Raw genomic sequence first — 22,926 nt, 5'->3', positions numbered from 1 at the left:
ATGACACAAACTCCACAGCCCAGCATCACCCTCGAAATTTGCGCCGGTTCGGTGACCTCTTGCCTTGCGGCGCAGGAAGGCGGCGCGCAGCGCGTTGAGTTTTGCGACAACTTGCTCGAAGGCGGCACGACGCCATCTTACGGCCAACTCGCCGCAGCGCGTGATCGCCTGTGGATTACGTTAAACGTGATCATCCGCCCGCGCGGTGGCGATTTTCTGTATAGCGACGTGGAATTTGAGGTGATGGAACGCGATGTGCTGGCGTGCAAAAAAATTGGCGTCGATGGTATTGTCATCGGGCTATTGACCAGCGATGGCCACATCGATATACCCCGCACTAAACGCTTGGTTGAGCTGGCCGCACCAATGCCAGTGACTTTCCACCGTGCGTTTGATGTGGCTTGTAATGCTGAACAAGCACTCGAAGACATTATCGCGACGGGTTGCAATCGCTTGCTATCCAGCGGCCAAGCGGCGACGGCGCTAGAAGGCGCTGCGCTGCTTAAAAAACTGCAAGAACAAGCTGGAGATCGACTCGTTGTGATGCCGGGCGCGGGTGTGCGTGGCCACAATATTGCGCAGCTAGTGTCTGAAACCGGTTGCCGCGAGTTTCACAGTTCAGGCCGCGCGCCCTTCCCTAGCGGCATGACTTACCGCAATCCGAACGTCAAAATGGGCGCGCCGGGGCAGGATGAATACAGCATCGTCGAAACCAACGCCGATTTGGTTCGCGAATTGCTGGCCAATGCACAAGGCGCTGTAGCGAATTCGTAATTTCACACAAACATATTACGACTAGCTTTCTTTATCATTTATATTAAACCCCAGCCATTCGTGCATTTTTTCGAAAAATTCGTCACACAACGAAAGACAGGGGAAATAAATGAAATTAAAAGATAAAGTTGCGCTGATTACCGGCTCAACCAGTGGAATTGGTTTGGGCATTGCCAAAGCTCTCGCTGCGCAAGGTGCCAGCATCGTACTCAATGGCCTTGGCGAACCTAGCGCCATTGAGAAAATTCGCGCCGATTTAGCTGCCGAATTTGGCGTGGCAGTGCATTTTATCGGTGCCGACCTCACCCAAGTCGCCGCCGTTGAAGCGATGATTCGTGAAGTGGAAACGACGTTTGGCCGTCTCGATATTTTGGTCAACAATGCCGGCATGCAGCATGTTTGCCCGATTGAAGACTTCCCGCCTGAAAAATACGATCTAATTATTGCGCTGAATTTATCAGCAGCGTTCCACGCAATCCGTCTGGCTGTGCCGGGCATGAAAGCGCGCGGTTGGGGGCGAATTATCAATATCGCGTCGGCGCACGCGCTGGTCGCCTCACCATTCAAATCGGCGTATGTCGCCTCCAAACATGCGATTTTAGGGCTGACCAAAACGGTGGCGCTTGAAGTCGCCGAGCACGGCATCACCGCGAACGCGATTTGCCCCGGCTATGTGATGACGCCGCTGGTACAAAAACAAATCCCCGACACCGCCAAAGCGCGCGGCATTTCTGAAGAAGAAGTAGTCCGTGACGTATTGCTCTGCGCGCAATCAACCAAGAAATTTGTCGAAGTCGAAGAGCTAGGTGCGCTGGCGGCCTTCCTCTGCTCGGACGGCGCGCGCTCGATGACTGGCACTGCGCTGCCAGTCGATGGCTGCTGGACTGCGCATTAAAAACCTTTAGTCCACGAAAAGCACGAAAGACACGAAAGTAAACCCAGATTGAGTACGCTCACGCGGTAACGTTATAAAGCGTGTAAATGGGGATTTTTCGTGCTTTTCTTGGACATCTTTTGTATTTAAAAGGAATTCATCATGGCTGTTAAAAAAAGAAAAATTGCGATCACTTGCCAAGGCGGCGGTAGTCAAACTGCGTTTACTGCTGGCGCACTCAAAGCACTGTACGACAATGGCTTTAGCGATCATTACGAGCTGGTGAGTATTACTGGCACCTCAGGCGGCGCGCTGTGCGCAACGCTGATTTGGTATGCGATGCTGAAAAAAGACGCCTACATTCCACAACGCATGCTGGATTTGTGGGCCGACAATACGGCGCAATCGGATGCCGAATTGCGCTTTAACGATTACCTGATTGACTCAATGCGCAAAGTGAATAGCGGCAAAATGCCGCAATTCAATATCAGCCCCTACTCGCCGCTGATGCAAATGATGAGCACGATGACCAACAAGCAATTTCGCCCAAACTTTACTGATTTTCGTGGCCTGCTTGAAGCGCATATCGACTTTGCCGAGCTCAAAGCGATGGGCGCCAATACCGAGCTGCCCGCTTTAATTTTGGGTGCAGCCGAAGTGCTGACCGGCCAATTAGCGAAATTTAATTCACGCACTGAAGCGATTCGCGTCGAGCATATTTTGTCGTCGTGCGCGGTGCCGAATATTTTTGAAGCGGTTGAGTTTGATGGCAAAGCGTATTGGGACGGCTTGTTCTCGGATAATCCGCCAGTTGATGAAGTGATTATGCCGATGTATGTGGGCGAGAATAATCTCCCCGACGAAATTTGGGTGATTAAAATCAATCCAAACGGCTGCAAAGAAGTGCCAAGATCGCCCGAAGCCATTTCAGATCGGCGCAATGAAATGATAGGCAATATGTCCTTATTTCAGCAGCTCAATAACATTCGCACCTTGAATGAATTGCTGCTCAATAATGCGTTTACGCCGGAGTTTTTAGAGAAAAATGGCGTTAAAGCCGCCATCAATATGCCGCGCGGCCTAAGCAATGAAGTGGAAGAGCGCGCTTATCACATCCCGTTTATTGAAATGTCTGAAGCGCTGCAAAGTAAGCTCGATTGCGAAAGCAAACTGGATCGCAGCCCAAAAAACATTCAGCCATTGATGAATGATGGTGAGGTGCAAGCGACGGCCTTTATCAAAGCGCGAATCGCGGCTCTGAAAGCCTAAATAGCAAAAGGAGAAGCGCAAAGCACTTCTCCTCTCAACACTAAATCAATGGAATTCGCCGACCTTCGGCATCGCTGATTCGGGCTAAATCTAAAATCCGCATCACATTTCTCGCCTGTGCGGCAGTCACTGGGTTTTGCCCTTTACCGAGCAATGCATCACAAATTCCCGCGTAATATGCCGCGTAATTGCCTTGCGGCAACAGACAATCGGTGGCGCTGATTTGATCATTTTCACTACGAAATAATTGCGCCTGTCTTGGATCAACACCCCAGCCAACTTGGCCCGGCAATAATCCAGCTTTCAAGCAAGACTCTTGCACATCCAAGCCCGAGACCGACCAAGCACCTTCAGTGCCTTGCACCAAAAAGCGCGGCGTGCCGCCACTCACCAAAGTGCTCGCGGCCAACACCGCGCGCATGGTTGGGTAATGCAAGACCACATGGAAATCATCAACCGCCTGCGCACCAGCACGGCGTAACACCAAATCGGCGGTAATCGCGCTGGGCATGCCGAATAATTGCAAAGCTTGGTCAATCAAATGCGGGCCGAGGTCGTACCACAAGCCAGCACCCGCGACATTCGCTTCGCGCCAGCGGGTTTTGACTTCAGGGCGATAGCGATCAAAGCGCGACGTAAATTCAACCACGCGCCCCAAAGTGCCACTGCGCACGGTTTCACACAGCGCAATAAAATCATTATCCCAACGGCGATTATGAAATACCGATAAGAGTAATCCCGCTTGCTCAGCGCGGACCCAAAGGTCTTCGGCTTCACGCAAATCCAGCGTAAATGGCTTATCAATCACCACATGTTTGCCCGCCGCAATCGCGGCGCGCGCCAAGGGGTGATGCGTGTCGTTTGGCGATGCAATGACGACCAAATCAAGCCCAGGATGTGCCAATAGACGATCCGGTTCAGTTTTCACGACGATGTCTGGCCAATCGGCCAATACATCAGCAGGGCGTGAGCTGGCAATCGCCACCAAACTTAAACCGGGTGTGGCATTAATTAGCGGGGCGTGAAAAGTTTTACCGGCATAGCCGTAGCCAATCAGGCCAACACGTAAATTCGATGTTTTCGGCATACAGTGCAATAAAAAGAGATTAAGGATTGCTTATAACGTAAATTAAATAAAATGTCGCTAGGTTAAATCCGCCATCATTCAATTTATAAAGAAAAATAAAAGCGTAACAATATAAAGCTGAAATCTGCTGACAAATTATAGTTAATAATTATTCATTAACTATTAAATCAAAATGCCGATTATCTTTCCGGCAGTGAAATCACCAAGAATGAATTTGCGTGCATTGTCTTGTTTCTTGGCAAACTGGCGATCAAATAACGCTCGCAGATTGATCCGCGCGCCACAGCATATCCACATGCAAAATCCCGTCTTCATCATATTCATCCGAGACGGTGATAAAACCATGCCGCGCATAAAAAGACTGCAAATGCGCTTGAGCACCGATCCGATTATTCATAGCAGGGTATTGCCCTGCAGCGCCTTTTAAACCAGTAGCTATCAACTGATACCCAAGGCCTGTGCCACGCTGCTCGGGCACCGCAATGACGCGCCCCAAAGAAGGCTCAGCATATTTTAATCCCGGCGGGACAAGGCGTAGGCAAGCAACAAGCGCATCGCCCGACCAACCAAGCAAATGCGTAGAAACCAGATCTAAATCATCGATATCGGGATAAGCGCAAGCCTGCTCAACGACAAACACTTGCTGGCGCAAGCGCAAATATTGAAATAAGGTGGGCGTATCAAACTCAGAAAATGTATACCAGCGCCAAATCAGTGACATCGAAAACTCAAAATCGCAATAAAGAACACGATTATAAATCGAACTACGGCCACGTCGCTAAACTTGCGTCGGGCTCACTTTTCGCGGCGCTTCCAAAGGAAATTGCAGGGTAAATGTGGTGCCCACATCGATTTGACTGCGCACATCGATCTTGCCACCTAAGATCGACGTCACTAAGTTATAAACAATGCTGAGCCCCAAGCCTGAGCCGCCTTGACCTAATTTGGTCGTAAAAAACGGCTCAAAAATATGCGCTAAATGCTCTGAGTCTATTCCTCGCCCATCATCAGTGACGATAAGCTTGACCTGATCATCGCCAATCGCTTCAGCAGCAATCGTTACTTTGCCGTGCTCACGCCCGACAAAACCATGTGCCTCCGCATTGGCAATCAAATTATTGAGCACTTGTACCAAGGCACCCGGATAGCTATCCAACAGAAATCCACTCGGCACCAACGACACTAGCTCGATATGCGAATCATATAAAACCTGCATGGTTTGAATTACATCATGAACGGTTTCGGCTAAATCAAAGTCACGCCGCTGATCACTCGCTTGATCGACAGCGACCTTTTTAAAGCTGCTGACCAAGTTGGCCGCTTGCGCCAAGTTGCGGCTTAAAATGTCTAAGCCCTGCTGATTTTCGCTCACATATTCAGCCAGCACTGATTTACGTAAAGTTTGCTCTTCTAATTGCTGCACCAGCGCTTGATTCTTTTCTAATAAGGTCGAGCTAATCGTCACGCCCACCCCAATCGGCGTATTGAGTTCATGCGCCACCCCTGCAACCAAAGCGCCCAGCGCGGCCATTTTTTCCGATTCAACGAGCATTTTTTGCGTGCTTTTGAGTTGCTCAATCGAAGCAAGCAAAGCCGTATTTGCATGACTAAGTTGCTCAGTCCTTTGCGCAACGGTTTTTTCCAAACCTTCAGCTTGTGCTTCAATGGCCAGCAAATAGGTATGCCGCTCTTGCGAAGTGGCGGCAACTTGTTCAAATGACGGCTGCCACGCCTTGGGTACGGGTGGAATCGACTGCGCTGGATTACTAATCAATTTATTCAGGAAGTCGACTAAACGCAACGCAGGGAACGCAAAGTAATGCGACATCAGCCATGTTGCAATCGCCAAAATACTAATCAATCCAAGTAAAATCCAAAGTGTACTTTTGGCTTCTTTATCCGCCAGTAAACTCAACTCCAGTGCGGAAAAATACACCAGCAAATCCCATTCGCTGCCTTTAAGCGGCACACTCAACCAATACCAATCACCGGCATGGTGAATAACGTTTTTCTCCATTTTATTACGAGCCAATAGCAACTGAGCCAATTCACTCGGCAATGCTTTTTCTAGTTTGAGAATGTCTTTATTGCTTTGCACCAAACCCACATCGTCGGCAATCACATTACCCACGCGATCAAGCACCACTGCATGCCCTAAATGACGCTGTGCGCCTTGCAATACTTCACCAAACATCCGCAAGGTCACATCCGTACCGATGACGCCGACAAATTCTTTCTGCAAATATTGTGGGCTCAGCAAACTCACCATCGCCCCTTTGCCACCTGCATCATAATAAGGCGCAGTCCATTGCGATTGATGCTGTGGATTTCGATTGGGGCCTATCATTTGCACAGGCTTGGTGCCACCCGCATCAAAAATCACTTTCAGTGCATCTTCAATCGAACGACTGCCCGTCGCCTGCAATATATCTGTTTCAGGAACATAGGGATAAAGCGAAGAAAAATCCTCGCGCGGGGAGTAAAAATAAGTCCACTGAAAAAAAGGATAGGCATGATGCGCGGCTTTAATCGCGGGGAAAATCGCCATCGCAGCAGCAATTTCTTTGTCTAGCTGTGCCTTACCCACCGCCTTGGGGCTCACATAGAGTGCGCCATAACGCTCTCGCGTCTCTGCGTCTAACTGAGATCCAGTCAATTCGCCACTGCCTTGGCGACGCACACCCATGTCATTTAAAGACTGCCACTGGCGTTCATTCAAGGACAATTCAGGATTGGCAAATGCATCCATTAATTGCACACCCAAGCGCTGCAAATGTGAAGTTGCAATCTGAATGACTTGGGTCAGCGCCAATTGCTGCTGCTGAGTGTGTGCGATGACTTCGGCAAAAATACGCTCTTGTAACGCGGTTTCAGTATGCTTTTTATACAGCCACATCACCCCCGCAATCGGGATGGCAATCGACAATAAGAACAGCACAAAATGCCGCTGCAATTGGCGTAATTGCAAGACAGATGCTTGAGAGCTTGAATTCATCGTGAATACAGCCACAGCAGACGGGGAAGATTCACTATAGTTAAAAATATCCACAGAAAGCACAAAAAAACCCAGCCTAGGCTGGGTTTTCGTCACTCACGCTGGCTCTATTAGCAGCCCAAACGTTCACGCCATTTGGCAACTTGCACCAAGACTTGGAACGGCGCAGTACCGCCCACGTGATTGCGCGCATCAAGGCTACCTTGCAAAGTCAGTACATGGCGTACGTCATCTTCGATCAATGGCGAGAAGCTTTTCAATTCAACCAAAGTCAAATCAGATAAGTCCTGTTTTTTCTGCTCGGCATAACGCACCGCCAAAGCCACCGCTTCGTGCGCATCGCGGAATGGCAGGCCGCGTTTAACGAGGTAATCGGCCAAATCAGTCGCGGTCGCAAAACCTTGCTTAGCTGCGCGCTCCATCGCATCGGTTTTCACCGTGATGCCACGCATCATATCGGCATAAATCCGCAGCGTGTCCGTCAGCGTATCGACGGTATCAAACAGCGGCTCTTTGTCTTCTTGATTATCTTTGTTATACGCCAGCGGTTGGCCTTTCATCAGAGTCAGCAAAGAAATCAAGCTGCCATTCACTCGGCCAGTTTTACCGCGTACCAATTCAGGAACGTCTGGATTTTTCTTTTGCGGCATGATTGAGCTGCCGGTACAGAAACGATCGGCAATATCAATAAAGCCAAAGCGCGGGCTCATCCACAGAATCAGCTCTTCAGATAGACGCGATAAATGCGTCATGATCAAAGCGCCAGCGGCAGTAAATTCAATCGCGAAATCACGATCCGAAACCGCATCGAGTGAGTTTTCGCAAATGCCTTCAAAACCCAATAACTTCGCCGTAATACTGCGATCAATCGGGAACGTCGTACCCGCCAATGCAGCAGAACCGAGCGGCATACGATTCACACGTTTGCGCGTATCAATCAAACGCTCGGCATCACGGCCCAGCATTTCAACGTAAGCCAGCATATGGTGACCAAACGTCACGGGCTGCGCCACTTGCAAATGCGTGAAGCCTGGCATCACGGTGCTGGCGTTTTTCTCGGCCAAATCGATCAGCGAATGCTGCAATTCGCGCACCAAAGCCAGCAACAAATCAATAGCGCCGCGCAAATACAGACGAATATCAGTCGCAACTTGGTCGTTACGTGAACGACCAGTGTGCAAACGTTTACCCGCGTCGCCGATTTTATCGGTGAGGCGGCGCTCGATATTCATGTGCACGTCTTCGAGATCGAGGCTCCATTCAAAACGCCCTGCGCGAATATCATCCAGAATATCGGCCATACCACTTTGGATTGAACGCAAATCTTCATCGCACAACACGCCGACTTGATTGAGCATACCGGCGTGGGCTAAGGAACCTTGAATATCCACTTCGGCCATACGGTTATCAAAAAACACCGAGGCGGTATAGCGTTTAACCAATTCAGAAACCGGCTCGTTAAAACGGCCAGACCAGGCTTTGCTTGTAGATTCGGACATGCGAGAAATCCAGAAATAGTTGGAACAATGACCCGATTATACGGGTCTAGCCGCAATGCTGCACGACCTTAGGCAAGGGCAAAAACGTCGGATCACGAAAGGCACGAAAAAAGCCGAAAAAAAGCTGAAACCTATTTTGGTTCTTCGTGGGAGCGGGCTTGCCCGCGAAAGCGATCTAATTAGCAGCGCATTCGCGGGCAAGCCCGCTCCCACGAGTTCCAATCTTGTGGCTATTAAAGGCCACGAAAATAAGAACGCATTCAAAGGCTCGAAAATCTATATAACTCACAGTGCTTTTGTTCATCGTTCTATTGCTTTTTTCGGCCTTTTTTCGTGCCTTTCGTGATCCTAAGTTTTAGTTTTTACGCACGCGCAGCGTTAAGCCTTTAAGGAAGTTGCGCAAGAATTGGTCGCCGCAGGGGCGGAAGTGTTTGTGGTCTTTTTTGCGGAACAGTGCCGATAATTCCGGTTTAGACACTTCAAAACCTGCATCGGCCAGCATCGCGTAGATGTCATCGTCTTTGAGTTCAAACGCGACGCGCAGTTTTTTCAGCACCAGATTATTCGTCACCGGCAATTCAATTTCTTGCGCTGGGCGCGATTCATCTTTGCCACGGCGGAAATACACCAAACCATCGAGGAAATTTGCCATCGTGATGTCGTCGCATTCAGCGTAATCGACTTCGTCTTCTTTTTTTAGAAACGACGCCATCGTCGCTTTATCAACCTTATGATCGGTCAACTGCACGATATCAACGAGCTTGGCATCGCTCAAATCCAGCATATAGCGCACGCTACGCAGTACGTCATTATTCAACATGGTGGAATCCTTTAAGGCTTTATTTGTATTAAGGCGCGGTGCCAATGGCACGAGTCCGCGTATTGTACCCGTAGCGGCGCGCTTAGCCTTGCGCGATCACCAGATGATTATCCCAACGGTGCGCTGCAACGTGTGGCAATGGCGTGAGGTTTGCGCTTTTAGGGTCAAAATGCGCCAACGCACCAGTTTCACTACTGACCCATGCTTGTTGACCATCACTGGCAATGCCAGCGGCGCGCTCAAACGGCAATGCAGGCAAAGCGTCACCTTCGCTAGTCCAACGCGCCAGCGCATTACCTTGCAATGCGGTGACCAAAAACTGATTACCCACCGTAGCAATGCTCGCGCCATAGCCGCGTAAACCTGCTTGCGTTGCGGCCAGTTTCAATTGGCCATCGCGAAAAATCGCCAAGAGCGGCGCATCTTGATTCGCACTGGCATCCAGATATTCAGCCTGCAAAGCAATGCCCAGCGCACCGTCACTGCTGCGCGCCAAATGCCGCATGCTCAAACTGGCATCGTCCAAGCGATATTCATTCAGTAATTGTCCCGAAGGCCAAGCGATCAAAGACAGTACCGATTGAATCGCTCCGGCATTGAGTTTTCGCCGCCCAGTTTCGGGTAAAGTCAAAACGCCACCATTCGCCACTGCCAGTATCTTACCGTCAGCCAACCACAGCAATTCATGCGGGCCAATACCATGGCTAGGTATTTCGCCCAGCCTTTTTAGTGTTGTCGCTGAATACAAACCCAAAATACCTTGCCCGGTTTCGCCATCGTTTTCAGTGGTGATCAGCGTTTTGCCATCAGGGGTCAATAGCGCGTGACCGAAAAATTGCCGATCAAATTCAGCTTCGACCATTTGTAGCACTTTACCTTGCCGCCAATCGATTTTCGCCAACCACGAACCTAAGCGCCGACTGACGATAATCGCTTGGCCGTTTGATAATGGCAAAATACTATGCCCACGCCCCGGCAAAGCAATCGGCGGTGCGATACTGGCATCGGTGGGGCGCAAAAAGCCTTGCGGCGCACCCGAAGCGTCGGCATCCCAACTGGCGCTGAGCAAAACCCGCCCACCCTCACCGCTCGCAGCCCAAGCCGGTAAGGGCAGAGCTAAGGCCGCCAGCTGCAATAAAAATTGCCTACGTGGCAGCATCAATCGCCATCGCCTTCGGTAAAGCCCAAGGTCAAATCAAATTGCTCACCGACTTTACTTTCAATATTCGCCTTTAAAGTCGCCAAGGATTTACTGCACGACATCCGCGCTGCGACACTGCTTTGCGCCAAATTCGCTGGCAAGCTTTGGCAGTTTTGCTGCACTTTCGCTAAATCAGCCTGAACTTGTTTTGCAATCGGCTCAGCCCCATCGTCACGCAAGCGTTGCAATACCGCTTGCAGCGCCAAACTCATACCGCCCAATTGCGCCATAAATTGCGCATGGCTGCTGCCGCTGCGCCATTCAACAAATTGCTCTGGCTTGACGCCATCCGCCGTTGGCATTCGTTTGCTCAAGCTGGTCATGCTCGCCAACAATAAATTGATATGTTCCGACAGCAGATTTTCGCGGAAGAAGGGATTCTCTGCCGCCAACTCAGTGCGGTAAACAGACCAAGGTTGATCGAGCAAATGCGTATTGCTCGCCACTTGTGTGGCGATTTGGCTCAGATACGCACAGCGCTCGGGCTGCTTGAGTTTGGCCAATTGCAATTTGGGCTGCGCATTGCCCCACAGCAGATATTCCATCGCAGGCAGGCCACGCGTCGCGGCATTGCTTGCGTCAGGCGCATTCATCGCCGCTTCAATATCATCCGGTCGAGTCGGCCGAAAATCGATTTTTCGCCCCATGCGCTCTAGCACCATAGGCCCTGCTGGTGCGCCATCCATCGAGCGCCATGCTTGACTCGCTAGCAACCATTTTTGTCGTGTCTGTTCCAAGCCCTGCACACTCGGCTGCGCGCAAAATGCCTTTGTTGCCGCAACCAAAGCATCTGCCGACTGCGTTAGCGCAGCATGCCGTGGCAAATAGGCTTGATCCAACCACGCTTGCGACCACGCCGCATCGGGAACCGTTGTTTCCGCCTGCGCTAAACCCGCAGCAAGTAGTAAAACAATCCAACGCATATTTATTCCTTTTTTATGCCGCTACTTATATAAAAATCCGTGGGAGCGGGCTTGCCCGCGAATGCACCCTTGATTCAGCGCCCTTTCGCGACCAAGGTCGCTCCCACAAAACCCGATTTTTTACCTTTTCTGAACAAGAGTCATAATCAGGACTATTTATTACAAGGAATTGAGGAATTTCAGCAGATGCTCTCTATCATCAGCGCTCAATTTCAGCACAGCTTGCTTGCTGGCCTCGGCCTCGCCGCCATGCCACAACACGGCTTCCAGCATATTGCGCGCACGACCATCGTGTAGATAATTAGTGTGGCCATTCACTGTTTTAATCAAACCCAAACCCCACAATGGCGGCGTTTTCCATTGCTTGCCATTGGCGCGCCCATCAGGTCGGTTATCGGCCAATCCCTCGCCCATATCGTGCAAGAGCAAGTCGGTGTACGGGTAAATCGTCTGATTGGCAAGCTGCGGAATCGCCGCGAATTCGCCGGTTTTATAGCTCGGCGTATGGCAGCTCACGCAGTTGGCATCGCTAAAAATCTGCTTGCCACGCAATACATCGCTGGCATCGGCATCACGGCGCGATGGCACGGCCAAAGTGCGCGAATACAAAATGACTTGATTCAGCGTTTTATCGCTAATTTCTGGCTTACCGCCCGATGGCGATTGCAGGCAGTCTTTTTGCTTGAGCGTGCATTCTTCATGCGGATGAATTCGCGATGTAATGCCAATATCGCCAATAAAAGCGCCCGCCGTTTGCTGCGCAATACTAGCGACATTGGCTTTCCAGCCAAAACGCCCCAGCATTTCTTTGCCCACAAATGGATCGAGCACATAATTAGGCTCGCCCGCAATCCCCTTTCCTTCTTGCCGCTGACGTGCCGCATTGGCCAGAATACTCGCCTCAGGTATTGCCTCAAGCAGCCCTAAACCTATCATCTGCGGGGCAATACGGGGGGAGATCATAATGTTTTTATGCAGAGGGCCGTAATTCAATTGCGTGAGCTGGTAAGTCGGTTTTTGCAAACTATACGGCGTACCATCGGCAAATTGACCGGCGATTTCTTCATAGCGAATCGCCACTTGGCCTTCAGGTTTAATACCGGGAATACTGCGATTATTAAACTGCCCACCGTAGACGGGATCGGGCTTCGGTTCCGGTTGCCCTGGAATCGACAAACGCATCAGCAGCGCCATCGGCTGCTCCTGCTGAACTCCATTAGCAAAATCCGGCGGCGCGCCACGGCCATCCAAGGAATGGCAGGCAGCACAAGATTGCGCAATAAAGTGGGGGCCTAGGCCATCACGCGCCTTGGTCGATGAGGGTGCTTCAACCCAGGCCTTTTTAAAAAATGAATTCCCTACGACAAAATCGGTTTTCTGCTGATCAGTCAGCCCTGGATACGGCAGAGAAAACGCGTTCTTGCCATGGTCATCAATGGTGCCAACTTCACCCGCAGGCAAAGCTTCACTCGGCTCGTACAGCGCCAACACCGCCGTACCCGCATACGCCAACATGCCTGTCGTCAATAGACCAGTAAGCGCTAATAATTTAAATTTCGACGTCATCAATAAATTCCATCAAAGACAAAACCCCAGCCCGTGGGCTGAGGTTTTTATTGCACTACGGCAAACGGCAGCAACTGCTTAGAATTTAACCGCCAGTATTCAGGCGTTTGATGCCCAATACTTTAGCGGCTTCGACCAAGCTTTTTGACTGCGCTTTCAATGATTCCACAAAAGCTTGCAGACGTTTACGGCCTGGCGCGTCTTTTTTACCGACAATTTCACGATCAAACGGCGCTTGTACTGCTTCAGCCAATTTCACCGTTTGCGCGATATCACGGCTTACCGCTTCGGCAACGGCTGGATTTTTCTGCGCTACTAAGGCTTTCAAACTCGCGCCTTCGACCACTTCACCCGAACGACGCACGAAACGCGCTTCCCACACATTTTGAATGCCTTTGGCGTTGTTCAGCAAATCGCGATGCGTGTTATCCGAAAAGCAAGAGTGCTCGTCTTCTTGGTTTTGCGTATCCAGCGCGACTTCGGTGCGCTCACCCGCCAATTCGCCACGGCTTAAAGAACCCAAGCCAGTCAGCATTTTTTTGATGCCATCATCACCACTGTTTTCAAACTGCGAACGATAGTTTTTCGCACCCGCTTGCCATTGTTTTTCAACACTGGCCAAATCCGCCACCAACATATCGGTGACTAATTTCAAATATTGCTTACGACGCTCGGCATTGGGCGCTGTGGTGTAATCGGTGTAGGCACGTTGACCGGGGCCATCTTTATAAAAATCTTGTCCCCAAAGCAAAAACTCAATCGCGTGCCAGCCGGTCGCAATATTTTCCTCACCACCGCGCTCGTTCAAGCTGCGTAATTTGGCCTCGGTAATTGGCGTTTTGCTATTAATAATGCCTGACTTAGGCTTGCCTTTCACACCATCGATATACGCTTCATCTAAAGGCCACGCATTGATAAAACCTTCGGGGCCAGTTTCAGAATCAATCGGGCCGCCATAAAAACGGAAAGCTTCAGTTTGGCCGTACCATTCACGTGCTTCTAACCATGCCGCCTGCGCTGCTTTCAGGCTTTCGCTACTCGGCTGTGCCGCAAAGGCATTCACTTTAGTTTGCAAATCGCGCGCGCTAGCAAGACTGTCTTGATAATTTGCCAAAACGATTACCGAGTATTGCTCTAGCACGGCTTTCTGGCTCACTTCCGCTGCGGCAACAAAATGTGAACATAGTAAAAACAATGAAATCAAAAAGCTTCGAATCAGCAACATCATTCACACCAATGTAATTAAGAATGATTCGCACTATAATACAGTTTCAAAATGAATAGAAATTTCTCTGATTCAAGCCCCTTCATTTCGCACTGCCCCATTTTTAGCAAAGCGCTCAGTCAATCGGCAGTGCCTTGTCGTTTTTCTGCTGCATGGCCAGCACAATCCCATTTGTTGTAGATAATGCGCTGCCTCATCACCCAAAGCACGGTAGAATCCTATGATTCAGATTGATTTAATCGCGCTGTACGCACACCAAGCACTGCGGCACGAGCAAAAGGCGTCATCCGCCGGAGATAAAGTAAGCCATGAGTCGTGACATGAAATCCAGCCGCACTAATCGCAGCGCGAGTTCAAATTCCAGTAGTACAAAGAAACACGGCGGTAGCTCGCTGATTACGGGTCTTTTGCTGGGCTTGTTTGTCGGTATCGCCATTGCCGTGGTCGTGGCGCTATTTTTAAACCGCAGTGGTAATCCATTTAAAATGGATAAAACCACGCCACCTGATGCCATTGGCTCTGCACCTGAAACTGCCGTTGCGCCGCCTGAAGTCTTGCATCCTGGCAATGGTAAAGAATTGCCCAATCAAGTCACGTCAACTGCTGCGGCCAGCGCTGCTGCGAGTAAACCTGCAGCAGCCAATGCCAGCGAAGAGCGCTTTGATTTTTATAAAGTGCTGCCCGAATTGAACGATAAGCCCGCAGCCGAGACTAAACCCGTTGATGCCAAACCTGTCGCCCCCAAAGCGTCGGCAGTGAAAGCTTCTGCGCCCAAACCAACCAGCAGTGCAGAGCCCAAAGCAATGACACCCGCATGGTTGCAAGTGGGCGCGTTTAAAGAAGAAGGCGATGCTGATAATCTAAAAGCAAAATTGGCCTTGCTGGGCATTGAATCCAAAATCCTCACTTCGGATGTACCGGACAAAGGAATTTGGCATCGTGTTCGCGTTGGCCCATTTAATTCTGCTGCCGATATCGATAAAGTACGTGGACAACTCAAAACCAATGGCATCGACAGTGCTGTCGTTAAAGCCAATTAATTCAAGGATCAATGATGTTAAAAAAATGGATTAAAACCGTCGTCTTGGCCGCCTCATTACTGAGCACATCGGCAGCGTTTGCCTTTACCGAAGGCAAAGACTTCAAAGCACTTTCTAAACCCATGCCGGTTGCCGTTGCTGGCAAACAAGAAGTGATCGAATTTTTCTGGTATGGCTGCCCGCATTGCTTCTCGGTTGAACCGTATGTAGAAAGCTGGGCAGCAAAATTGCCAAAAGACGTGAATTTCCGCCGTGTGCATGTGATGTGGGATGGCCGCAATGATATGGAAGGCCACGCGAAGATTTTCCTCGCTTTGCAAGCAATGGGCTTGGATGGCAAGCATCAAAAAGCCGTGATGAAAGCGATCCAAACAGACCGCATCGAGCTGCGTGATGAAGCCAAATTGCTGGATTGGGTTAAAAAACAAGGCATCGACGTCGCGAAATTTAAAGCCAACTACAATGGTTTTTCGACCAATGTGCAGCTGAAAAACCTCGCGACGATGACGCGTGATTATCAAGTCGATGGCGTACCGATGTTTATTGTTAACGGCAAATGGGTCACTAGCCCATCTATGGTCGGTGCAGAGGATGCCACTCTGACTAAAATGCTGGACGAGCTAATCGCTAAAGGCCGCCAAGCAGCGCCAGCGAAAAAGAAATAATTCGCCGCAAATATATCAGCGCCATGATGTGAATACATCATGGCGCTTTTTGTTGCGCGATGTATATTGATGTAGATCTTATTTAACAATGGCTAGAGAGAAATACCCATCAAAACTGGGTTTATTCAAACTTGGTGTCGATACGTTAAAAAGATGGGGCATATTGAGTAGATCACATCCGCTTGATTGGAACTGCTGTAGCCCCTTCCCCCTTGACGGGGGAAGGCTGGGATGGGGGTGTTGAGCCTATAAATGCACTCAGTAAGATCACCCTCACCCTAGCCCTCTCCCGTCAAGGGAGAGGGGACAAAAGCGCAAATCCAAACCTCAGTACGCCATCTGAACATCACCTAAAAATTAACCTAGGACGCCGCCCATGCCCAATCTCAACGCCCAACTGCAGCAGTATTTCGGTTTTAATGAGTTTCGTGGTGGGCAGCGTGAGGTGGTTGAGGCGCTGGTCGGCGGGCATTCGGCGATGGCGATTTTTCCAACGGGATCGGGCAAATCACTGTGTTATCAGCTCGCCGCGCTGCAATTGCCGCATCTGACTTTGGTGATTTCACCGTTATTGGCGCTAATGCGCGACCAGCTCGATTTTCTGGCGAAAAAAGGTATTGCCGCCGCTGCGATCGATTCCAGCCAGAGCCGCGACGAAGCGCAAGACGTGATGGCGCGGGCAAAAAATGGCGAACTCAAAATCTTGATGATTTCAGTCGAGCGGCTGAAAAACGAGCGTTTTCGGCGCTTTATCGCGCAAGTGCCGGTCTCTTTACTGGTCGTCGATGAAGCGCATTGTATTTCTGAATGGGGGCATAATTTTCGCCCCGATTATTTGAAATTGCCGCAAGCCAAAGCGCAGCTCAATATTCCGCAAGCGTTACTACTCACCGCAACCGCCACTCCGACTGTCGTCGCCGATATGGCAGCCAAATTCGCGATTGCGCCCGAGCACATCACCGTGACGGGTTTTTATCGCTCTAATTTACATTTGCACATTCGCCCTGTCGCGACTCAAGATAAACACGCCGCGCTGCTTAAATTACTGCAACGCACGCCCGATGCGCCGTGCGTCGTTTACGTCACGCAGCAAGACACCGCCGAGCGCGTCGCGAACGCCTTGCAAGCCGCAGGGCTCAACGCCACGGCCTACCACGCCGGGATTGAAAACGAGCGCCGCCAGCAGATTCAAGATGATTTTATGCACGGCCGCAGCCTGATTATTGTTGCGACGATTGCCTTTGGCATGGGCATTGATAAAAGCAATATTCGCCAAGTGATTCATTACGATCTGCCCAAATCGATTGAAAATTACAGCCAAGAAATCGGCCGCGCCGGCCGCGATGGCGAGCAATCTTTGTGTACTTTGCTGGGCAATCGCGAAGGCTTGGCGGTGCTGGAAAATTTTGTTTACGGCGATACGCCCGAACTTGCCGCCATTGCGCAAGTGCTAACGCGAATTCAGTCTGAGACCCAAAATTCCGAATGGGAAATGACGATTTATGATGTGTCGGCGCAGAGCAATATTCGCCAACTACCGCTCAAAACGCTGCTGGTGTATTTGGAAATCCAAGGCCTGATCGAGCCGTTGTATAGCTATTACAGCGATTATCGTTTTGCGCTGAATATCGAGCTGGATGAGCTGCTCGGCCACTTTAAAGACGAGCGGCAAGACTTCGTGCGCGGGATTTTTCGCAATGCAAAATTCGGCCGCAGCTGGTATCAATTTGATTTCGCCAGTTTTCAACACGAATTCCCCGAGCAACGCGCCCGCGCCGTTACTGCGCTGGAATACATGGACGAAAAAGGCTGGCTGCGACTGGAGGTCAAACAAATGACTGAGGTGTATCGCGTGCTGAATACGCAGTTTGATTCCGCGACACTGGCAGCCCAGCTCCACGCACAATTTGCGCAAAAAGAGCACAGCGAATTGCAGCGCTTAAATCAAATGCTGGCGCTATTTGAAACGACGACGTGCCTCAGCCACACGCTGGCCGCGCATTTTGGCGACACACAAGCACCGACGCAGTGTGGGCATTGTTTGGTCTGCCGTGGCAAACCCGCGCAACTACCCGCCGCAGATTCACTCGCGCCAATATCGAATTACAGCGCGTTTGAGCTCACCGCCGAGCTACGAGGTAAAGCCCCCAACGCCAGCGTGCATGTGCTGAGCTGCTTTCTCTGCGGCATCACGCTCCCCGTATTGAGCCGCGTCAAAGCCAGCAAAATGCCGCAATTCGGCCAGCTATCCGCTCACCCATTTGCCGAGGTACGGGCATGGCTGTCTGAGGCGTTTGCGGTACAATAGGCGCCGGAATTAATTTGCAGCGTTGGCATCGAAGCGAATGATTTTAAGTGCCTGCGGCACGGTGTTTTACAGTCGCAATCCGCGACGGGGACTCACTTTCTTTGCTTCGCCAAAGAAAGTAAGCAAAGAAAGGCGACCCGAGGCGAACCCGGCTCCGCCGTTCCCTTGCTCGTCGTGAGCCAAACAAAAACCCGTTTGTCTCTCTCCTCTCGCGGTGTCCGCTTTAACGGGGGAAGCCCCAATGCCACCTGCACAGTACTAATTAAAGCGAGGCGAGACTCAAAAACATAGTGAGAAACCAAACAGCTTTTTCGTATTTTTCGTGGACTCTAGCTTTTGACTTAGTAGTTAATGAAAGCGATGTTCAGATTTGATGTTGATGCCGTGCCGCAATGGTCGATCTGGGGCTTAAATCCCCGTCCAAGCACACCGAGCACGAAGAAAGACAAACAGCCTCATCGTTTGGCTTTCGCCACGCGAGGGTATCGGGGACCGATGTGCGCCTCGGGTCGCCTTTCTTTGCTTCTTTCTTTGGCGACGCAAAGAAAGAAGTCCCCGTCGCGGATTGCGACTGTAAAACACCGTGCCGTAGGCACTTAAAACTCAATAGATATCAACGTATATCAATGTAGCCATTACAAATAAATAGCTGCATAGCAATACCCTGTTGAATAAACCTCAACCTTGAAGGAAAGAACCATGCTTCGTATTACCGAACTCAAACTCCCGCTCGACCATAGCGACGAGCATCTTAAAACCGCCATTGCTGCTTATTTAGGCATCACCGAGACGGCCATCGCGAGCTACACCGTATTCAAACGCAGCTACGATGCGCGCAAAGGGCAGATGATGTTGGCCTACATCATCGATCTGGATGTTGGCGGCTTAGAGAAAAAATTACTCGCGCAATTCAAAGCCGATACGCATGTCATGGTGAGCCCCGACACCAGCTATCACTTTGTCGGCCAAGCGCCTGCGCAAATCAATTTGCGCCCCATCGTCGTCGGTTTTGGCCCCTGTGGCATCTTTGCCGCGCTCTTGCTGGCGCAAATGGGCTTTAAGCCGATTGTGCTCGAACGTGGTAAAAAAGTACGTGAGCGCACTAAAGACACTTGGGATTTATGGCGCAAAAGCACGCTGCATCCCGAATCGAATGTGCAATTTGGTGAAGGCGGCGCAGGCACGTTTTCCGACGGTAAGCTCTACAGCCAGATCAAAGATCCGCGTCATCTCGGCCGCAAAGTGCTGAATGAATTTGTGAAAGCCGGTGCGCCGGATGAGATTCTCTACGTTGCCAAGCCGCATATCGGTACGTTTAAACTGGTCGGCATGGTCGAAAAAATGCGTGCCGATATTGAAGCGCTCGGTGGCGAAATTCGCTTCCAGCAACGCGTTGACGATTTGATTTTGGAAAATACTCCCGATGGGAACAAACAAGTTCGTGGCGTTCGCGTTACCGATTTAGTTGACGGCAGCAGCAGTGAGTTGCTCAGCGAGCACGTCGTTATTGCGCTCGGTCACAGCGCGCGCGATAGCTTTGAAATGATGCATGAACGCGGCGTGTTTATGGAAGCCAAACCGTTTGCCGTCGGTTTCCGTATCGAGCATCCGCAATCCTTGATCGACGCCGCGCGTTGGGGCAAATTCGCTGGTCATCCCTTACTCGGCGCAGCGGACTATAAACTGGTACATCACGCCGCCAATGGCCGCGCCGTATATAGCTTCTGTATGTGCCCGGGCGGCACGGTGGTTGCTGCCACGTCCGAGGTTGGCCGCGTTGTCACCAACGGCATGAGCCAGTATTCGCGCAACGAGCGCAACGCCAACTCCGGCATGGTCGTCAGCATCAATCCGAGCGACTATCCCGGCGGCGCGATGGCGGGGATTGAATTTCAACGCCAGCTTGAAAGCCACGCTTACGTACTCGGCGGCGAAAACTACAACGCGCCAGCGCAATTGGTCGGCGATTTTCTCGCCGCCCGTGGGTCCAAAGACGTTGGCTCGGTCGAGCCATCGTATAAACCCGGTGTGAACTGGACTGATCTGGCCAGCGCGCTACCCGATTACGCGATCACCGCAATGCGCGAAGCACTGCCCGAATTCGGTAAAAAAATCCGTGGCTACGATATGCACGATGCAGTGCTGACTGGCGTGGAAACCCGAACCAGCTCGCCACTGCGCATCACGCGCGGTGACGATTGCCAATCGCTAAACGTACGCGGCCTGTATCCAGCTGGCGAAGGCGCCGGTTACGCGGGTGGAATTTTATCGGCGGGTGTGGACGGGATTAAAGTAGCGGAAGCTTTGGCGCTGGATATCCTGAAGTAGAGGTATTGCCTTGTAGAGTATAAGAATCAAACCACGCACGGCAATACGGCGGCAGCGATCAAGCTGCCGCTTTTTTATCGCGAATCCAACGCCTGCCGTGCCAGCATGCAAATTGACTCCAGCATCAAACTGCAACAATCCCAGCCTATGCTCATCGCTTGCAGCACCCATCATCCCCTCCACAAGGATTCAAGCTATGAGCATTTTTTCGAGTATTAAAAACGCGATTTTTGGGCATAAAGAAGAAGTGGCAGTGGCAGCGGCACCGGCTGCGCCAGTCGAAATCGCAGCAGCGGCGGTTGAAGCGGCACCGACATCAGCGCCTGAAGCTGCACCAATGATCGAAATCGACGTCATTGCTGTCGTTGGCCAAATGGCGGCGCAGCACGACGAAGACCTTAATTGGGATACGTCGATTGTTGATTTGATGAAAGTGCTGAAACTCGATTCGAGTCTCGCCAATCGCAAAGAATTGGCAGAAGAGCTAGGCTATGCAGGCGAGCTGAATGGCAGCGCCGATATGAATTTGTGGCTGCACAAACAAGTAATGACTGAACTCGCGCAGCACGGCGGCAAAGTGCCAGCTGAATTGCAGCATTAAGTTTTACAGCGCTTCAAAATAGCAAAACCCGCTTTGGCGGGTTTTGCTGTTTTTACTCAAGCCAGAACGGCAAACAATGACGATGCATCGCAAAACTGAGCTGACAATTGTTGACATTTAAATACGTCAGTTTTGATTGTACATCCCCGCCCTCAACCTTAAAATGCCATCGGAATGAAAGACAATTTTTAATAACTATTCAAAGATGGATTACACAATGCGCGTTTCACATTTAGCAGCAGCACTGGCACTCGCCTTCACCGGCTACGCACAAGCGGCCGTCATTGATTTGGGCGTTGCCAATCAGTACAGCGGTTTCTTTTTTGGCGATGTAAATGGCGGCAATGACGTTGAAGGCCGCTTGGCAGTTGGTGGTAATTTAAATGCCAATAGCCTGAAATCAATCGGCTTTCGCGGCAATTTTGATGCAAATAACAGCACGCCATCGTTAGTCGTCGGCGGCAATATTGTCAGCGCCAAAATTGATATTTTCAATGGCTCAACCAGCGCCAGCACCGATACCAATGCCACAAAAGGCCCAGCCGCTGCGGCCAGTTATCAATGGAAAACAGGCTTTGGCGTTTATGGCGGCACGGTAGGCCAAGCTGGCTGGGCTGATTTGCGCCAAGGCAATGTCGCTAGCTATGTCGACTTTAACCAAGCCCAACAAGACCTCACCGCCTTGTCGAATCAACTCAGCCAAAGCGCTGCCAACGGTACATTGATTGCTGAAAACGGCGGCTGGACTTTAAAAGGCGACAATACCGCCACTGCGCAAATTTTTAATTTCAGTAACAATCAATTAAAAAATCTAACGCTGAGCAATATCCATAAAGATGCCACGGTGATTATTAATTACACCGGCACGGGCGCAGCTAGCTTTAGCGATGTGGTGATCTCAGGCGGTCAAGACGGGCAATTTAATACCTTCCGCGACCGTATTTTGTTTAATTTTGCTAATGCCAGCCAACTCACCGTCGGCACTGAAGTTTTCGGTAGCATTTTGGCGCCAAAAGCCAGCGTATTTGGCAATGCGCACGTCGAAGGCACCTTGGTTGCCAACTCGCTCAATAGCAATTTAGAACTCGGCTACGAGCCCTTCAAAGGCAATTTGACGACTGTGGCACCAGTACCTGAGCCAGAAACCTACGCTTTGATGGGCATCGGCTTGATCGGACTATTGGCTACACGCCGCCGTCAACGCCGCGCTTAATTACGCAGCACAGCCACAGCCCACTTGAAACACCTCTATTTCAAGTGGGCTGTGGCTATTTTGATTACATCAAATGGCGCGAAAGTGGGTACTCAATCCTGCGCGGCGCTCCATCACGAACGACTCTTTGGCATCCACTGAATCACGCTAATCGCTTGCTCTAAACGCAGCAAAGCCGTGTTTTTCTTCGTCAATTCGATATTCAAAGCCGCCGCCAGCGGTACGATATGCGCGATCTCGCCTTTGGCATTTTTGATCGCCCGCGCAATCATTTGCGCATCTTCTTCCGCAAAGCGCGTCGCCCATTGCGCAGGTACTGTCGTCGCCTGCTTTGCTTTACGGCCTTCCATGACAAACTGCAAAGCCGCCTCACCGATCATCACAATAAATTGTGTCGTGCGCTGATCCAGCGCGCTTTTTGCCGCTTCAATATCAGCGATTTGCTGGCGGAGTTCTTCGGCGGGGGTCATATCGGCGTCCTGATTGCTTGGCGCGGGGTGAACGGCATTTTTCATCATTTTATACGTGCAAAAAAGGT

Annotated in this window: 18 protein-coding genes and 2 pseudogenes; 10 read left to right on the top strand and 10 right to left on the bottom strand. The window is 50.8% G+C overall.

Going from position 1 to position 22,926, the window contains the following annotated elements; genetic code table 11:
* From Q320_RS0106130 to Q320_RS0106120, 3 genes are all read left to right on the top strand, one after another.
* Positions 1-774, top strand: a complete 774-nt coding sequence (locus Q320_RS0106130; RefSeq protein WP_035852722.1) for a copper homeostasis protein CutC — start codon at positions 1-3, stop codon at positions 772-774.
* Positions 775-883: 109 nt separating this feature from the next.
* The gene (locus tag Q320_RS0106125) at positions 884-1,669 is read left to right on the top strand and encodes a 3-hydroxybutyrate dehydrogenase (protein WP_027468275.1); all 786 of its coding nucleotides are present in this window, start codon (positions 884-886) and stop codon (positions 1,667-1,669) included.
* Positions 1,670-1,810: 141 nt separating this feature from the next.
* Positions 1,811-2,917 carry a patatin-like phospholipase family protein gene (locus tag Q320_RS0106120; RefSeq protein ID WP_035852715.1) on the top strand — a complete coding sequence of 369 codons (1,107 nt, stop codon included), beginning with the start codon at positions 1,811-1,813 and terminating at the stop codon, positions 2,915-2,917.
* Between the two features lie 40 nt (positions 2,918-2,957).
* Here the strand turns inward: Q320_RS0106120 and Q320_RS0106115 are convergent, their stop codons facing one another.
* The 9 genes from Q320_RS0106115 to Q320_RS0106070 form a co-directional block, all read right to left on the bottom strand.
* On the bottom strand, positions 2,958-4,004 hold the full coding sequence (locus Q320_RS0106115) for an oxidoreductase (protein WP_035852711.1): 1,047 nt from the start codon (positions 4,002-4,004) through the stop codon (positions 2,958-2,960).
* A gap of 250 nt (positions 4,005-4,254) precedes the next feature.
* Entirely contained in the window at positions 4,255-4,725 is a 471-nt protein-coding gene (locus tag Q320_RS0106110; RefSeq protein ID WP_027468272.1) for a GNAT family N-acetyltransferase, read from the bottom strand.
* Positions 4,726-4,782: 57 nt separating this feature from the next.
* Positions 4,783-6,999, bottom strand: a complete 2,217-nt coding sequence (locus Q320_RS20650) for a sensor histidine kinase (protein ID WP_051534519.1) — start codon at positions 6,997-6,999, stop codon at positions 4,783-4,785.
* A 110-nt stretch (positions 7,000-7,109) separates the two neighbouring features.
* Positions 7,110-8,498 (bottom strand): argininosuccinate lyase, encoded by a 1,389-nt coding sequence (gene argH / locus Q320_RS0106100; RefSeq protein WP_027468271.1) that lies wholly within the window; start codon positions 8,496-8,498, stop codon positions 7,110-7,112.
* Between the two features lie 355 nt (positions 8,499-8,853).
* Positions 8,854-9,318, bottom strand: coding sequence for a YehS family protein (locus Q320_RS0106090; protein WP_027468269.1), 465 nt, complete (start codon positions 9,316-9,318; stop codon positions 8,854-8,856).
* Positions 9,319-9,400: 82 nt separating this feature from the next.
* Positions 9,401-10,477, bottom strand: coding sequence for a DUF1513 domain-containing protein (locus Q320_RS20645; RefSeq protein WP_051534518.1), 1,077 nt, complete (start codon positions 10,475-10,477; stop codon positions 9,401-9,403).
* Positions 10,477-11,442 (bottom strand): imelysin family protein, encoded by a 966-nt coding sequence (locus Q320_RS0106080; RefSeq protein ID WP_027468268.1) that lies wholly within the window; start codon positions 11,440-11,442, stop codon positions 10,477-10,479. Before Q320_RS0106080 ends, Q320_RS20645 begins: the two co-directional genes overlap by 1 nt.
* Positions 11,443-11,601: 159 nt before the next feature.
* Positions 11,602-13,008, bottom strand: coding sequence for a di-heme oxidoreductase family protein (locus tag Q320_RS0106075; protein ID WP_027468267.1), 1,407 nt, complete (start codon positions 13,006-13,008; stop codon positions 11,602-11,604).
* A gap of 85 nt (positions 13,009-13,093) precedes the next feature.
* Positions 13,094-14,164 (bottom strand): imelysin family protein, encoded by a 1,071-nt coding sequence (locus tag Q320_RS0106070; protein ID WP_245590974.1) that lies wholly within the window; start codon positions 14,162-14,164, stop codon positions 13,094-13,096.
* A gap of 389 nt (positions 14,165-14,553) precedes the next feature.
* Between Q320_RS0106070 and Q320_RS0106065 the strand changes: the two genes are divergently transcribed.
* From Q320_RS0106065 to Q320_RS22215, 7 genes and pseudogenes are all read left to right on the top strand, one after another.
* Positions 14,554-15,273, top strand: a complete 720-nt coding sequence (locus tag Q320_RS0106065) for an SPOR domain-containing protein (protein WP_051534517.1) — start codon at positions 14,554-14,556, stop codon at positions 15,271-15,273.
* A 14-nt stretch (positions 15,274-15,287) separates the two neighbouring features.
* On the top strand, positions 15,288-15,938 hold the full coding sequence (locus tag Q320_RS0106060; protein WP_027468264.1) for a thiol:disulfide interchange protein DsbA/DsbL: 651 nt from the start codon (positions 15,288-15,290) through the stop codon (positions 15,936-15,938).
* 376 nt (positions 15,939-16,314) lie between these two features.
* Positions 16,315-18,246 carry a RecQ family ATP-dependent DNA helicase gene (locus Q320_RS0106055; protein WP_027468263.1) on the top strand — a complete coding sequence of 644 codons (1,932 nt, stop codon included), beginning with the start codon at positions 16,315-16,317 and terminating at the stop codon, positions 18,244-18,246.
* A 699-nt stretch (positions 18,247-18,945) separates the two neighbouring features.
* Positions 18,946-20,574 carry an NAD(P)/FAD-dependent oxidoreductase gene (locus Q320_RS0106050; protein ID WP_027468262.1) on the top strand — a complete coding sequence of 543 codons (1,629 nt, stop codon included), beginning with the start codon at positions 18,946-18,948 and terminating at the stop codon, positions 20,572-20,574.
* 196 nt (positions 20,575-20,770) lie between these two features.
* On the top strand, positions 20,771-21,175 hold the full coding sequence (locus Q320_RS0106045; protein ID WP_027468261.1) for a DUF3597 domain-containing protein: 405 nt from the start codon (positions 20,771-20,773) through the stop codon (positions 21,173-21,175).
* 205 nt (positions 21,176-21,380) lie between these two features.
* Positions 21,381-22,271, top strand: a pseudogene (locus tag Q320_RS21940) (collagen-binding domain-containing protein); the annotation flags it as partial.
* Positions 22,272-22,295: 24 nt separating this feature from the next.
* Positions 22,296-22,388: pseudogene (locus Q320_RS22215) on the top strand (PEP-CTERM sorting domain-containing protein); the annotation flags it as partial.
* Between the two features lie 113 nt (positions 22,389-22,501).
* On the opposite strand, the gene Q320_RS0106035 reads toward Q320_RS22215, so the two are convergent.
* Positions 22,502-22,906: a hypothetical protein gene (locus Q320_RS0106035; protein WP_027468259.1), complete on the bottom strand. Its 405-nt coding sequence runs from the start codon at positions 22,904-22,906 to the stop codon at positions 22,502-22,504.
* Positions 22,907-22,926 lie beyond the last annotated feature (20 nt).

The organism is Deefgea rivuli DSM 18356 (assembly GCF_000620145.1).
Classification (GTDB): Bacteria; Pseudomonadota; Gammaproteobacteria; order Burkholderiales; family Chitinibacteraceae; genus Deefgea; species Deefgea rivuli.
This window is presented reverse-complemented; position numbering and strand designations above follow the sequence as displayed.